Annotated in this window: 7 protein-coding genes and 1 riboswitch; all 7 genes read left to right on the top strand. The window is 31.9% G+C overall.

Annotation, left to right across the window (positions count from 1 at the left end):
- Nucleotides 1-52 precede the first annotated feature (52 nt).
- The 7 genes from hprK (at nt 53) to OREMA_RS0103675 (ending at nt 15,740) form a co-directional block, all read left to right on the top strand.
- Nucleotides 53-970: an HPr(Ser) kinase/phosphatase gene (hprK, locus tag OREMA_RS0103705; protein ID WP_018247937.1), complete on the top strand. Its 918-nt coding sequence runs from the start codon at nt 53-55 to the stop codon at nt 968-970.
- 50 nt (nt 971-1,020) lie between these two features.
- Complete coding sequence (locus OREMA_RS0103700; RefSeq protein WP_018247936.1) at nt 1,021-1,488, top strand: HutP family protein; 468 nt, start codon at nt 1,021-1,023, stop codon at nt 1,486-1,488.
- Between the two features lie 884 nt (nt 1,489-2,372).
- Nucleotides 2,373-3,974, top strand: coding sequence for a carbohydrate porin (locus OREMA_RS0103695; RefSeq protein ID WP_018247935.1), 1,602 nt, complete (start codon nt 2,373-2,375; stop codon nt 3,972-3,974).
- Nucleotides 3,975-4,925: 951 nt separating this feature from the next.
- Entirely contained in the window at nt 4,926-7,310 is a 2,385-nt protein-coding gene (locus OREMA_RS18200; RefSeq protein ID WP_018247934.1) for an alpha-amylase family glycosyl hydrolase, read from the top strand.
- A gap of 457 nt (nt 7,311-7,767) precedes the next feature.
- On the top strand, nt 7,768-11,340 hold the full coding sequence (locus OREMA_RS17110) for a pullulanase-associated domain-containing protein (protein WP_018247933.1): 3,573 nt from the start codon (nt 7,768-7,770) through the stop codon (nt 11,338-11,340).
- Between the two features lie 331 nt (nt 11,341-11,671).
- On the top strand, nt 11,672-13,807 hold the full coding sequence (locus OREMA_RS0103680) for a starch-binding protein (RefSeq protein WP_018247932.1): 2,136 nt from the start codon (nt 11,672-11,674) through the stop codon (nt 13,805-13,807).
- Nucleotides 13,808-13,919: 112 nt separating this feature from the next.
- Nucleotides 13,920-15,740 (top strand): alpha-amylase domain-containing protein, encoded by a 1,821-nt coding sequence (locus OREMA_RS0103675; protein WP_018247931.1) that lies wholly within the window; start codon nt 13,920-13,922, stop codon nt 15,738-15,740.
- Nucleotides 15,741-15,902: 162 nt separating this feature from the next.
- A riboswitch (cyclic di-GMP riboswitch) is annotated at nt 15,903-15,988 on the top strand.
- Nucleotides 15,989-16,151: the final 163 nt, after the last annotated feature.

The raw sequence follows: 16,151 nt of genomic DNA, 5'->3' as shown, positions 1-16,151 counted from the left end.
TGTAAAAAGGGCAAAGTTTTTTGGACTTAAGACTAAACTATGAGGTGGAAGAATGAAAACTATAGATGTAGAAAAGCTAGTAGATAAGTTCAAATTAAAACAACTTAATGATGCTCCAATCGATAGTATAGTCACCGTTAGTGATGTTAAAAGACCTGGATTGGAATTAGCAGGATTTTTTGATTACTTTGCTCCAGAAAGAGTGCAAATATTTGGAACAACAGAATTATCTTTTATCAAGGAATTACCAAAAGAATTATTAGTGGAAAGGCTTAGAAAATTATGTAGTTATGATATACCATGTATTATAATTAGTAGGAGTTTAGAGCCACCTGAAGAATTAGTAGAAGCAGCTCAACAAGGTGGAATCCCACTATTGAGTACAGATTATTCAACTACGAGTTTTATAAGTAGGTTAACAGATTATTTGGAAGAAAAATTTGCACCAGAGATTACTAAGCATGGGGTATTAGTTGAAGTATATGGTGTAGGTTTATTCATAAAAGGTCATAGTGGTATAGGTAAGAGTGAGAGTGCATTAGACTTAGTAAAAAAAGGTCATAGATTAGTAGCTGATGATGCAGTTATTATTAGAAGATTTATGAGAGGAGCATTGGTGGGGCGCTCCCCAGAGTTGTCTCAGCATTATATGGAGTTAAGGGGATTAGGTATTATTAATGTTAGAACTCTATTTGGTGCAGGAGCTGTAAGAGATGAACAATCGATAGATTTAATTGTAGAATTAGAAAAATGGGATGAAAGCAAAAATTATGATCGCTTAGGTATTCAAGAAGAAAAGGAAGAAATTTTAAAGGTTACAATACCTAAGGTTACTGTGCCGGTTCGACCTGGTAGAAACTTAGCTATGGTTATGGAAGTGGCAGCTATGAACTACAGGTTAAAGAGAAGTGGTTATAATGCTGCAGAAGATTTTACTAAGAGATTAGAGGAAAAGTTAAAATCTGAATAAGATGGTATACTTACCTATAATTTAAAAATAAGATAATGGGGTGAAGATAAGTGAAATTAACTGATTTTACAGTAGAAGATATTATTAGAATTGATGGAGATAGAGAATTAGGTAAAATTGCAACAGTTCTTTCTATGGTAGATGACCAACATGACGATACAATAGTTGAAGCAGTTATTGAAGAAGGATTTAGAGCAGTTATTACAAGAGCTGGTGGTAAAGGAGAAGATCTTAAGAACAAAGTATTAAGAAATGCTCTTGGTGCTGCAGTAAAGGGTGGAGTTATAGATGATGGTATTCAAGATCGCAGAGTATTAACCAGATGCGTAGAGAGAGCCTTGGTAGGTTTAAATGGACCAATGAGTAGTATCTCTGGTGCTGGAATTAAGATTGGTATTGTCAAGCAAGATGCTCACTTAGCTGTAGCAATTCATGGAAAGATAGGAATTCCTGGTTTAGATATTGATCATGAAATCTCTGGACTTGGTGTCCATTATTATGGTTTAGTGAATAATTAATATTTTATATAAATTTTAAGTAGGGTCCTAGTTAATAATTATTAACTAGGATTTTTTTAATTAGCTATTAGGTTATTTTTCTGTCTATTATAAAACTACTAAAATACCTTTAAATAAAGAATAATATAAAAATTAAAAATTAAAGAAGGATTTCTATATAAAAACTAGAACTATAATAATACAAGATATTTATTATAAGAATAAATTTATATTAAATAATTATTTTTTAAAAATTAAGCAGGAATTTCTATAGAGTTGTCTAATTAGTAATATATAGATAAGATTAATTACATAAGTGTATAATTAAGAAGTAGACAAGTTTTGAATTTTATAAATGTTGTTCAGACCTAAACATATAGAAATATTATTTTTTTATTAAGTTAGGATATTTTAACAAGTAAATAGGGATAATAATATAATTGTCAATAATACCCATGTTTTAAATGATCTTCTTTCTGTTAAGATTATTTATTCTGGGTATTTTTTGTTAAAAAATATATTATTTCAAATAAAATGACCTATAACTGTTGAAAAAAATATATTTTATGGTATAATTATCATGTGAAACTTTTAATTGTTTCATTTTCATAAAAATTATTTTTTTGTTATATTATATTTATCTTTGTAATATATTATAATGTAGAGTTTATTATTAATTTTAGTTGATTATATCCATGCTGTTGGATCTTCTTTATATCTTTAATACTATATCTGGCTACACTAATATTATTTGTAGCAGATGGAAGAGCTATCAAGTATGGGAATCAATATAAACTTCATTCCGTTAAGGGGGTGATAGCCTAGTTGTTTAGGTTAGAGGTTTTAGAAGTTGGAGTTATTTATAATTTAAATTAAAACTCAAAAAATTTATGGGGGGTATTGAATTGAAGAAAAGATTTAGTTTATTCTTAACAGTAGCATTAATGGTTGCATTAGTTGCACTACCAGCTTTTGCAAAAACTTCAGTTAGACCTGGAGAAGATGGAAAAGTAGAAGTAACATTTACTTATGCAGGAAATCCTGATGCAAACGCAGTTTATGTAGCTGGGGAATTCAACAACTGGTTACCAAATTTCCCAACTTACAAGATGAAGAAAGAAAATGGTGTATGGACATTAACTACACAATTAGAGAAAGGTAAATACCAATACAAATTTACTGTATATGGTGGTGGAATGCTTCAATGGATCAAAGATGATCAAGCAGCAAGTTTTGCAGCTGATGGATTCGGTGGACAAAACTCTGTTGTAATCGCTGATCCTAATGCTGGTTTAGCTTCTCGTGTTATTGCTTTAGAGAAGCAAATGGCAGTAACTAATATTGGATTCAACTACAGTGGATATGCTCGTGCTGGAGTTTTATTGTCTGGAGAAGGTGGAGCATTAGATAGTCATATGGGATTATTCGCTGACTACTATTCTAGATGGAGACTAGGAAACGAAAATGATACTTATGTAGAACAAACATTTAGTAAGAAGTTTACTGGAGATAATGGTTCTTGGATGAAAGCTAATATTTTATTAGCTAACAAAAAGTTAGACTATCAAACTTATGGAAATGACGCTGGACAAAAATCTACACTTCGTCAAGCTTATGTAGAAGGTGGAGGATTTGATGTTGCACCAGATGTTAATTTCTGGGTTGGTGAGAGATATTATGGAAGAGATGATATCCATATTACTGATAATCGTTGGAGAGAGTTAGATGCATTTGGTGCTGGTGCTCAAGGTATTAAGCTTGGAGCTACTACTTTAGATGCTGCTTTTCTTGTGCGTGGAACTGATGATGGATTAAATGCTCAACCTGATCTTGGTGAAAAAGTTCAGAAAAATATTGATTTAAGATTTAAGGATATCGTAGTACCAGGTGGTAACTTAGAAGTTGAAGCTAGATATGCTTGGCAAACTGATGTTCCTAATGGTAATGATGTAACAGGTTATGAATTAGATTTCATTTATAGTCGTACTGACTTCTATGGTTTTGCAGATGGGTTCAGTAAAGCTATTGTACAGTATGGTGACAGCATTGGTGCTGACTTAGGTAATGCAATTGGTTACACTAGTGAGGATGCTTCTGCTATGTCATTTATTACTTATGGATTAGCTAATATCAATGAAAATTGGGACATTATGCCTCAATTTATCTATGAAACTTACTCAGATAAGTATGGTGTAGATAATCCAGAAGACGAAACTAGAATGATGATTGGTGCTAGAGCAGTTAGATATATCACTAATAACTTCTCTATGCAGTTTGAATATGGATTTGAGAGTTATGACCAAACTAATGGTTGGGTAGAGGATCAAAAACTACACAAGTTTACTGTTGCTCCGACTCTTAAGTTAAGCAATTCTTTCTGGGGACGACCAGAATTAAGAGTATTTGCAACTTATGCAAGTGTTAATGATAATGCTTCTTTGCCAGAACCATATGCTGATGATGATAGTGGTATGGCTTACGGAGTTCAAGCTGAACTTTGGTGGTAGAAACCACTTTAAGACCCTATGTCTAACATAGGGTCTTTATCCTTTTTTAGATTATTTTACAGAAATTAGAGTTTTAAGAATTAAAGGGCAATGTTTTCTAAAAACAACCCCGATGTGCATTGTTTATTATTTGCATATCGGGGTTGTTTATTTTTTATTATAACTTAAAATTATTGGACTTATATTAATTTATAACTATTTAGGTAGAAAATAATTAAGGTCAAAGGAATTGGAACCACAGATGAACACGGATGTACACAAATAAGGTCATTAAAAAGATAAGATCTAGAACATTATAATTAATAAGGTTTTAAAGTTTTTATTAGTGTTAATCTGTGTGGATTCGTGGTAAAAAAGTTTTTAAGCTCTTAAAATTACTAATCAAGGTCAAAAGATATTGGAACCACAGATGAACACGAATAAGATCATTAAAAAGAATAAAGTTTAGAAATATTTATAGCTAATAGGGTTTTATTAGTGTTAATCTGTGTGGATTCAGCCCAAGGCTACTTCTTCAGACTATGTCTTCAGGGCGCGTGGTAAAAAAGTTTTTAAGCTCTTGAAATTACTAATAAAGTTCAAAAGATATTTGGAACCACGGATGAACACGGATGTACACGAATAAGATCATAAAAAAGAATAAAGTCTAGAGATATTTATAGCTAATAGGGTTCTAAAGGTTTTATTAGTGTTAATTCGTGTTAATCCGTGGTAAATAAGCTTTTAAGCTCTTAAAATTACTAATCAAAGGCAAAAGATATTTGGAACCACAGATGAACACGAATGTACACGGATAAGAGCAAGAGAAAAAAGAATTAAGATAATGATTAAATTAATAGTAGTTTATGTATTAATGTTTCACTAGTGGAGGTTGGTGTAAATTCGTGGTAGAAAAAGTTTTTAAGTCTTTAATAAACTAAGAAATAATCAATTCAATGGAGGTAGAATTTTATGCTGAAGATCTTAAATAAGAAAAAAATCATCCTATTAACAGTACTCTTATTAACTTTAGGAGTCTTTGCAGGATGTAGTAGTGATGATAGTGAATCGGAAAACATTGGTAATGTAATTGTCAAAAGTTCAAATGTTACAGTTAGTCCTAACCTTGGTATTAATGAACTAAATCTTACATCAGCTGAGGTAAAGATTGCTGGCAAAACAGGTAAGTTAGATGAGACTATAAGTAATATTAAAGAGGGAACTCATAATTTAACTATTTCAGTGGTAGATGGTAGTATAGAATATTATGGTGAAAAAGAAATTACTGTTACAGCAGGAGAGGATAATTATGCTGGAACTATAGTTATTGATCAAAAGCAAACATCTGTACCAGAAGGAAAAGTTTTAATTCATTATCAAAGAAATGACGGCAACTATGATGCTTATACTTTATGGGCCTGGGGAGATGGTATAGTAGATTCTGATAGTGAAAATGATTGGCCCAATGGCTATGAAAAATCTGGAGAAGATGACTTTGGTGCGTATTACTATATTCCTTTAGCAGAAGATGGAGGTAATAATATTGGCTTAATTCCTGTTGATACTAATGAAAATAAGGATGGCGGGAATCATCTATTTGAGTTATTAAGTGATTATAGTGAGTTGTGGATCTTTGAAGGTGATACTAATATCTATACTAGTGCAGATAAAGATTTTCCTGAGGGAATAGTATCTGCTGAGGTTATTAGTCCAACAGAAATTGAAGCCAGATTTTTAAGTACTATGGGAATTGCTAAATCTGAAATATCAGTAACTGATAAAACTGGATCAGAGATTACTATTGATTCTTTGGAGATTGTTGATGACAAGATATTAACTCTAGTATCTTCTACTTTAGATCCTGATAATCAAGCTCCTTATAATATAACTTATGATGGTAAGTCTGTAGAGGCGGCGATAGGTTCTAGGTATTCTATGGAAGAGCTTGTTAAAGTTAAAGAGTTTAATAATTTAAGAATTTATGAGATCTTTGTAGCGACCTTCTTAGATGGTGATGGTAAGGAAAATTTCCCTGAAGTATGGGGGAATGCTGATGCTTATGGAGATTTAGATGGTGTTATTGATTCTCTTGATTATATTAAAAATTTGGGGATGAATGCTATTTGGTTGACTCCTGTCTTTGAGTCTGATGGAGAAAGTAAATTAGATGCAACAGGTTATTTTGCTAAGGATTACTTTAATGTAGATGATAATTGGGGTGGCAATACTAAATTGAAGGAAGTAATTGATGAAGCACATGCCAGAGGATTATATGTATTCCTCGATGGAGTTTTTGGTCATCACAAAGATATTAACATACCTGCTTCACCATCAGGGTATACTCCTTCAGGTCCAAATGATCCAGTAGATTATCCAGAGAGCTTGGATTTTTATAAAGAGGTTGCTACCTATTGGATTGAAGAGTTTGAGATTGATGGTTGGAGATTAGATCAAGCATATCAATTGTATCAAGATGGTCATAATTATTGGAATGAGATTAGAAGAAGTGTAGAAGAAGTAACTGCAGAACGTAAAGCAGCAGGAGAAAAATGGGGAACCTTAGGTTATATGGTTGGTGAGATTTGGAAAGGTGAGAATGATATTAATGATACAGGATATAGTCAAAATGGATTAAGATCAGCTTTTGATTTCCCAATGCGATATAGACTTGTTCAAGTCTTAGCGGCTGAAGAAAGTGGTTCTGGAGGGAAAGATGCATCGGCTTTAAACGAAGGACTGGAAACTCATAATGTCTATGAAGATTATGCACAACCTAACTTGATGTTAACTAACCATGACTTACTTCGCTTTGGAGACTTAATTCAAAGAGCACCTCATTTAGGTTATGGTACAGAGAATCCTGATTATTGGAAACGACATAAGGCAGCATTTAGCTTTATGGCGGCTTATACAGGTCCAGTTACCCTTTATTATGGTGATGAATGGGGAGATGAAAGAGAAGGTTATGTGAATGATAATGACATTGCTGATGTTTATGACGATAATGTTGCACGGAGTGAAGGTAAAATTTCAGGGTTTACAACAGCTGAGCTTGACTTGAAAAATTATGTTTCTAAATTAATGGAGATAAGAGCGAATCATCCTGCATTATGGAATGGTGAGAGAAGTAATTTAGTAGCTGAAAATACTAAATATGCTGATCTTAAAACAGATTTAGATACAGGAGAAGAGATAGTTTATGTATTGAATACAGGAACAAGTGAAACTACAATCTCAGTTTCTAATGTAGGTGGAACTAAGTTAGTTGATCTATTGACAGGTGAGGAGATAACTGGTTCTGGAGACTATGATATTCCTGTAGATGGATTAACAGGAAGATTCTTACTTGTGCAGTAGTTGATCTTGGATTATATTTTTCTGAATATCAAATGGGTAGTGATAAGTAAATAGTGGTTTGTTAATTATCACTACCTCACATATAATAATAATATTGAATTTTTAATAAAAAAACACAATTAAAGAAGGGTTTTTATATTTTGTGTATAAATAATAATAGAGTAAATAACATTATAAGAGCATAATTTTTGGCTGATTAACATATTATTTACAATAAGTATAAATATGGTTAACAGCTAGTTGTTTAATTTTAGATTTACAATAACAATAGATAATAATATAAGACTATAAGAAAACATATCTAGGGAGATTTTATATCTTCAGATATGTTTTTATTTTTTGTTATGGTTAATTACAGATGTCAGTTTGGAGGTGATAGATGAAATAAGAAAAAATTATGAATTGAGAAATTTTGTTGTGATTATATAAAATTTAATTGATTAGAGGAGGGTTTTAATTGAAGAAAATATTTAGTTTATTATTGATTTTAACTTTAGCTTTAGGATTAGTAGCTTGCTCGAGTGATGATGATGGTCCAGGAAAAGTTGGTAATATATTAGTTAGTAGCGATAACATCAACACTGATTCTTTTAGTGATTTAGATCTTGATCTTAGTACAGCTATAGTTACTGTGGCTGGTAAGGAAGGGTCATTAGATACAGCTATTAAGAATGTAGAGGCAGGCAACTATACATTAAGAGTTTCAATAGTTGATGGAACTAAAGAATATTATGGTGAAACAGAAGTTGTTGTTACTGCTGGAGAAGATACTACAGATGTAACAGTAACTATTGATCAAAGTGGAACCTATATACCTGAAGGAAAGGCATTGGTTCATTATCAAAGAAATGCGGATGACTATGATACTTATACCTTATGGCTATGGGGAGATGGTGTAGAAAACACAACAGATTGGCCACATGGGTTACAAAAATCTGGGGTAGACGATTTTGGTGCTTATTATTATGTCCCATTAACTGGGGAAGGGAGTAATTTAGGATTAGTACCTGTTGATGAAGAAGTGGGAGATTCTAGTAAAGATGGTGGAGATCATTTATTTGAATTCTTGGGAGATTATAATGAATTATGGATTTTCGAAGGAGATGACACTGTCTACATTAGTTCTGATAAAGAAGTTCCTGAAGGTCTAATCTCTGCTGAAGTTGTTAGTCCAACAGAACTTGAAGTAGTCTTTACAGATACTATGGGAATTGCTCAATCGGAAATAGCAGTAGTAGATAAAGACGGTAATGAGGTAACAATTGATAGTTTAGATGTAGTCGATGGCACAACATTAGTATTAACAGGTAGTTTAGATGTTGATAATCAAAAACCTTATGAGATTACTTATGATGGTAAGACAGTAGTAGCAGATACTGGAGCAAGGTATGAAGATTCTCTGACTGCTTATGATGGAGATGATTTAGGTGCTACTTATAATAGTGATGGTACTGTACAATTAAATTTATGGTCACCAAAAGCAACTGAAGTAGAAGCTGTTATTTATGATAAAGCTGACCAAAATACAGAGGTTACTAGAGTTACTATGGAAAAGGATCCAAGAAGTGTATGGAGAGTTACTTTAAATAGTGATAATACTGGTATTAGTGATTTAAGAGGTTATTTTTATCAATATAGTGTAACAATAAATGGTGAAACAAGATTAGCTTTAGACCCATATGCTAAGTCAATGGCAGAATTTACTGTAGATACTAATGGTAATGGTGATGATACTGTTGGTAAAGCTGCTATAGTAGATCCTTCTCTTGTAGGACCAACACTTGATTTTGCTAATGTAGATGGATTTGAAAAGAGAGAGGATGCTATTATTTGGGAGATTCATGTTAGAGACTTTACTTCTCAAGAAGGACTTAGTCTAACAAATCAATTTGGAACTTATGCGGCATTTACCGAGAAATTAAATTATTTAAAAGATTTAGGAGTAACCCATATTCAATTACTTCCTGTAATGTCGTATTACTTTGGAGATGAGTCACAGTCAGGAACAAGAGAAACAGAGTATGATTCTAGTGGAAATAATTATAATTGGGGTTATGATCCACATAGTTATTTTGCTCCAGAAGGAATGTATTCAGAAGATTCTACAGATCCTGAATTAAGAATTAAAGAGTTAAAAGATCTCGTTCAAGCTATTCATGATGCAGGTATGGCAGTAACTCTTGATGTTGTTTATAATCATATGGCAGCAACAGATATTATGGATAGAATTAATCCAGGTTATTACTTTAGAGAAGGTGCTAATGGTTCTGGATGTGGAAATGATACTGCTTCTACTCATGCTATGATGAGAAAATTAATTGTAGATTCATTAGTTTACTGGACGGAAGAGTATAAAGTAGATGGATTTAGATTTGACTTAATGGGATTAATTGATAGTGAGACAATACAATCAGCCTATGATGCTGTAGCAAAAGTAAACCCTGATACATTATTTATTGGTGAAGGATGGAGAATGTATACTGGTCCTGAAGGTACTGAAGGTGCTGATCAAGACTTTGTTTCTAGCACAGATGATGTAGCAGTATTCTCTGATGAAATTAGAAATAACTTAAAATCTGGTTATGGAAGTGAAGGTCAACCGATGTTTATTACTGGTGGAGATAGACCTATCGAAACAATCTTTAACAATATTAAAGCTCAGCCAGGTAACTTTACTGCTGATGACCCAGGCGATGTTGTTCAGTATATTGCTGCTCATGATAACTTAACTTTACATGATGTGATTGCTCAATCTATTGAGAAATCACCTGCTGATTCAGAGGAAGAGATTCAAAAGAGAATTAGACTTGGAAATGCTATTATCTTAACAAGTCAAGGAATTTCTTTCTTACATGGTGGTCAAGAATATGGTAGAACTAAAGAGTGGAAGGGTACAGGAAGTCCTGAAGGTGAGGATACAGAAGTACCAGCGACAGGAGATGTATTTATTCACAACTCTTATGATTCATCTGATGTAATTAATGCATTTGATTGGAATGCAGCAACTGGAGATACAGTTCAAAATGAGACTATGGAGTATACTAAAGGTCTTATTAAACTAAGAAGATCAACAGATGCCTTTAGATTAGGTGATAAATCTTTAGTTGATTCTAATGTAAAGCTTATTTATCCTGCCGAAGATGCTGAAGATAAAATTATTGCTTATAAATCTACAGCAACAGATCTAAGTGAATACTATGTATTCATTAATGGAGATACAATTGAAAGAGATTTTGCAGTAAAAGAAGACTTGACAAGTGCTACAGTTCTTGTAGATAATGATGAGTCTGGTGCTACTGCAGTATCAACTGTATCTGGTGTAACAGTAACTGCTGATACAGTAACTGTAGATCCATTATCTGTAGCAGTAATTAAAGTAGAGCCTGCATCTGATTCAATAGTTGTAGATGGAAATAAAGACGTAGCTTGGGATGATACTTCTATAGCTGATAAATATACTGATGCTACAGCAGATGCTTGGGTAACTGACACTGGAGATAATATAGCTGATCCAGCAGGAATGGATGTTCAAAATATTTATGTAGCTAATGATACTGATAATTTATATATGTTAGTGGAATTAGCTGATGGTAGTTGGGGTACAGATGCTATGTTTTTGATTGATAATACAACTGATAGCACAGGTATCAGTGATCTTGGAGCTAACACAAGCTGGACATGGGGAGATAAGAATATAGTTTATAGTGATGATACTAGTTTCGAAGGTATTCTTTACACATATTTAGATGGTGATGGTAATCCTGGATATGGTGCCTTCACTTGGTTAGGTACAGAGGTTCAAGATGATACAGTAGCTGAGTATAACCGTTCTGCAGATGGAAGCATTATAGAAGTAAGTTATTCTCTTAGTGCTTTAGGACTTCAAGCTGGTGATGATATAAGAATCTTACCAGTAATGATGAATGGTTATTGGGAGGTTACAAATATCATTGATGCTCCTTTTGATGATAAGTTAGTTGATCCAACAGTAGATCAAGAATTAACTTATCAAACTTATACAATTAAATAAACTAATTTAGTTTAAAAATGGGGCAACTATATAGTTGCCTCATTTTATATATATATGTTATTATATATTATAGAATTTTCTAAGTTGAATTACTATTTCATAAATAAAGTTTTAAATCCCTTTAAAACTTTATTTATGAAATAGTAAAGGATTTGATTTATATAATTATTAATGAAGGAAATATTTTCTTGTAGTAGAAATAGTAATTTATAAAATTTAATTTTATATTATGTTATAGATCGCAGTTCAAGTTTTGTAAGTAATAAAGCAATAATTAGAAAGATGATAAATTATATTATGATTATTAAGATATAGAAAGGCTGTGAGATTAATGTTTAAATCTGCTTTAGAGAGAGTATTAATATCAGTGATGGTATTCTTATTACTCTTAACTATATTGGGATGTAGTGATGGTGCTAGAACTAATACCCTCAGTGGTAGTTCCAATTTAAAAGTAACCGTTAAAGTTCCCAAGAAAGATACAGATGAAGCAACAGATAAGATTGAAGAAGAATTTACCGTGAAAAAGGTAGAGGTATCAATTGTAAATCGTAATAATAGTAATGATAAAGACAGTGAAACTAAGGAGATTAAAGGCAGTAGCAGTAGTGTTTCTTTAAACTTCAATAACTTATCTAGAGGGAGTACATATGAGCTTGATATAGCTGTTAAGGATGAAGATGGTTATATAGTCTATGAAGATAATGATAAGTCTACTACAATCAATGGTGATGATAATCTACTTACAGTTTCATTTGGTGAAGAAGATTTAACAGATGCTAAAGGATTAGTGATTAAGCTAAGTAATTTAATCTCAGAAGTTAAATCAGGAAAAGTATTTTTAACTCCTTCTAATGGGTTGAAAACAGATATTAATATTGACAATAAGGTGGCTCGCTTTAATGAAATTTCTGCTAATAAATATCTATTAGAGATAGATTTATTTGATTCAGATAATAACTCAATTTATGAAAAAACGGTTAATGACCTTAAGATTTTACCAGGAAGAGTTACCCAAATAGAGTATGACTTAGCTAAAGAGAAGGTAGTTAATACTACTTGGTTATCTACAGTAGCACCAAAGGCTCCTACTGGGCTAACTGCTTTAGCAACAGAGTCAGGTATTTTGCTCAATTGGGAAGATAATTCTACTAATTATATGATTTATAGGGGATCAGATAAGAGTTCTAAAACTCCCTTAGAAGAGAGTACAAATAATTATTACAAAGATAGAACTGCAATGGCAGGTGATACATACTATTATTGGGTTAAAGCAATTGATAAAGCTGGGCTAAATAGTGAGTTATCTACCAAGGTTAGTGCCACTGCTATTCCTAGTAAGTATGATGGTGTTAAGCTACACTTTAAAGATAGTGATGCTCAGAAAGCTCCTCAAATATATACTTGGTATCTAAATGAACAAGAAGAAAAAATAGAATTATCAGGCAGTTTAGAAGATATGGAAACTATGAAATCAGAAGCTAATGATTGGTATGTTGCTGAGTTTCCAGAGATCAGAAATATAAATATCATTTTTGTATCTGGTGATGGAAGAAAATTCGAAGATTTGCATAGAAGAGAAAATGAATGGTGGTATCAGGAAGGTCGATGGTACTCCTATAATCCTGATAAGCCAGCTAAGCCAGAAATTGAGTTTGATTTAGAACCTGGTTCTTATGACTCTGAGACTCAACTGGAGATATCTATTAGTGGAGAAGATATTATAGAGACAAGTGCTAGATTTAATAACCAAGATATTAGTTTGAATATTAGTGGAGAAGATGTAGATAAAACTACTGTGCTTTTAGGTGATTATCTTAAAGAGAATGAAAGTGGAGAACTTTCTGTAACAGTAGTGAATGATATAGCAACAATTACAAAAACAGCTAGATTTACAATAGGAGATACTGATAATAAAAAAGATAATACTAATAGAGATTTTACATTCCATTTTAAGAATAATAACAAGAAAGTGCCAAATATTTATCTATGGCAAGGAAAAGGTGAAGCTAAAATTGAGCCTACTGGTGTATGGCCAGGTACACCTATGTTAGAGGAAGAAGATGGATGGTATAGCTATAGTCTAATAGATATTGAGGTTGAAGAATTAAATGCAAAGATTAATTGGGATAGTGGTGATACAGGAAATATAATGGGAATTGAAGCTGGTGAATGGTGGTATAAAGATGGAAAATTTGTATCTAAACCTGAAATTATAATAGATACTCCAGCTGGTACTTATTTAGGAACTAAAAGTATTACTTTATCTATTAAAGATAATGGAGATAAGATTATAGATTTAATCTGTGAATTTAATGGTAAAAGAATCGATATTGTAGATAAAGCAGATATAAGACTTGCTGATTATTTAGAAAATGAGGAGACTGGTAGGTTGACTATAACTGCTAGCAATCAAATAGGTACTGTAAGTAGAGAAGTTACATTTACCAGACAAGATAGGAATTAGCTCAAAATTAGTTATTGATTATATATGAATTAATTCTATAATTGCAGGAAAATAGCTATCATTAGAGAATATAAAATTAGAAGTAAAGATAAAGAAAGGGGAGAAGTAGATAATGAGAAAAAGAGTTACTTTGTATGCTTTACTATCTATATTAATTTTAGCAGTAACATTAACAGGTTGTAAATCAACTGGAGATGAGTTTGCTCTAGTTTCCTCTGATTTAACAGATTATAATCTTAATAGTGTAGATTATACTTTAGGGGAGTTTAAACTAGAGTTTAATGAAAAGGTTGCTGGAGCAAAAGTATCTTTAGTCCAAGGGGATAGTAAATCTAAAATTGAGACTAATGTAGAAGGAAATGTAGTTACTTTAACAGGTTTAAAATTAGAAGCCAAAACAAATTACCAGCTAGTTACTAATATTAAGTCTAGCACAGGAAATGAGCTATCTACTAAAACTGATTTTACTACTAGTAGAAGTTATCCAGAAATTAAAGATCCTAATGAGACTCTGATGCAAACTTTCTATTGGGAAATGAATAAAGGTAAGTATAAAGAAAAATATCCAAAAGAATCAAACCTATGGAAACTACTTTCTGAACGTTCAGATGATTTAGCTAAAATAGGGATTACTTCTGTTTGGGTACCACCAGCTAATAAAGCTCATGAGCAACAAGATGAAGGTTATGGAACTTATGATCTGTGGGATTTGGGAGAATTTAATCAGGTTAACACAGTTAGAACTAAATATGGAACTAAAGAAGAGTTGGAGCAAACTATAGCTGACCTTCACCAAGAAGGAATTAAAGTTTATTATGATGCAGTATTAAATCATAGATTAGGTGCTGGTTATGAAAATATAGGGGATTCTATCTTAGCATCTGGTCAGAAAGCAGAAACTTATACTAAATTTTATCCACTTAAAGGAAGACAGAAGTATTATAGTAAAGCTGATGAATGGAAATGGGATTGGAAGGCCTTCGATGGTGTAGATTATGCTGCTAATTTAGGGAATATAGCACCACAAAATTTCAAAGGGAAGACATGGGATGATACTTTTGAGAAGGATTATCTATTAGGGGCAGATGTTGATTATCAAAATGAAAATGTTAAAGATGAGTTAAAGGAATGGGGAAGTTGGATTATAAATGATATTGGTTTTGATGGATTTAGACTTGATGCAGTTAAACATGTTGATTCTAAATTTATTGATGAATGGATAAGTAGTATTCAAGAAAATACAGCTAAAGATGTATTCTTTGTAGGAGAAGCGTGGGTAGAGAATACAATGGGGCTAAGTTTTTATATGTATGATGTAAATAATCCTAATTTACATGTGTTTGATTTTCCATTAAGAAAAACCTTTGAAACATTAAGAAATGGGAATTTAAATATGTCTACTCTAAGTAAGGCCGGTATGGTTAATAAGAGGAAATTTGCTGATAAAACAGTTACTTTTATAGATAATCATGATACTGGTCGAGATATTGTAGAGTATAAAGCACCAATTAATATAAGAAAGTATCAAGCTTATACTTATATTTTAATGAGAGAAGATGGATTGCCTATGGTTTATTGGAAAGATTATTACCAAGATGGAAAGAAAGTAGGACTAGATAAATTACTAAAGGCAAGAAGATATTTTGCTTATGGTCCTGGACGAGAGGTTAAGACTAATGATGTAAATACTTATTCTTATGTTAGAGGAGGTCTGTCAGATGTTCCAGGAACGGGATTAGTCATGATGATTTCCCAAGGTACTTCTGGTGATTTAACTACTAAGAGAATCGACTCAGGTAAGTCTAATACTGAGTTCTATGATATTACTTCTAATGTTAAAGGAACGGTTAAGACTGATGCAGATGGGTATGGAGATTTCAAAGTGAAAAATTCTATTGATGAAGGTTGGAGTGTTTGGGTACCAGCTAATTAATGAACCTTTATCTTAATATATTAAAGGTATAAATTGGATTAGAAAATCTGATTTATACCTTTTTTTATATTATTTTTGATTTATTAAAAAAATAACTTGAATTAAATTCCATTATATGTTATTATTTTTATATAAAATAAATAATACTAAAAATAAAAATAATCTTCTTCAGGAAGCAATGATGTATAGACTGTAATTGGTCACCTATTGTCTATATTGAGCTAATGGTGAACCCTCCCTTGTATTTTATAATAAGGGTGGGGTTTTTATTTTTAAATAAGATTATAAACTATAAAATTAATAAGAGTTTTTAAATTAATAGTGTCAAAAGTTTAGAACAGAGAGATAAGTTTAAAAAAGTATATAAGGTTATAAGAGAACATATCTAGCATTTTATTATTGCTTGGGTAT

Source organism: Orenia marismortui DSM 5156, assembly GCF_000379025.1.
Taxonomy (GTDB): domain Bacteria; phylum Bacillota; class Halanaerobiia; order Halobacteroidales; family Halobacteroidaceae; genus Orenia; species Orenia marismortui.
This window is presented reverse-complemented; position numbering and strand designations above follow the sequence as displayed.

Excerpts from the sequence above, each read along its gene's own strand:
- hprK (WP_018247937.1), top strand. The coding sequence starts at position 53 with ATGAAAACTATAGATGTAGAAAAGCTAGTAGATAAGTTCAAATTAAAA.
- OREMA_RS18200 (WP_018247934.1), top strand. The coding sequence starts at position 4,926 with ATGCTGAAGATCTTAAATAAGAAAAAAATCATCCTATTAACAGTACTC.
- OREMA_RS0103680 (WP_018247932.1), top strand. The coding sequence starts at position 11,672 with ATGTTTAAATCTGCTTTAGAGAGAGTATTAATATCAGTGATGGTATTC.
- OREMA_RS0103675 (WP_018247931.1), top strand. The coding sequence starts at position 13,920 with ATGAGAAAAAGAGTTACTTTGTATGCTTTACTATCTATATTAATTTTA.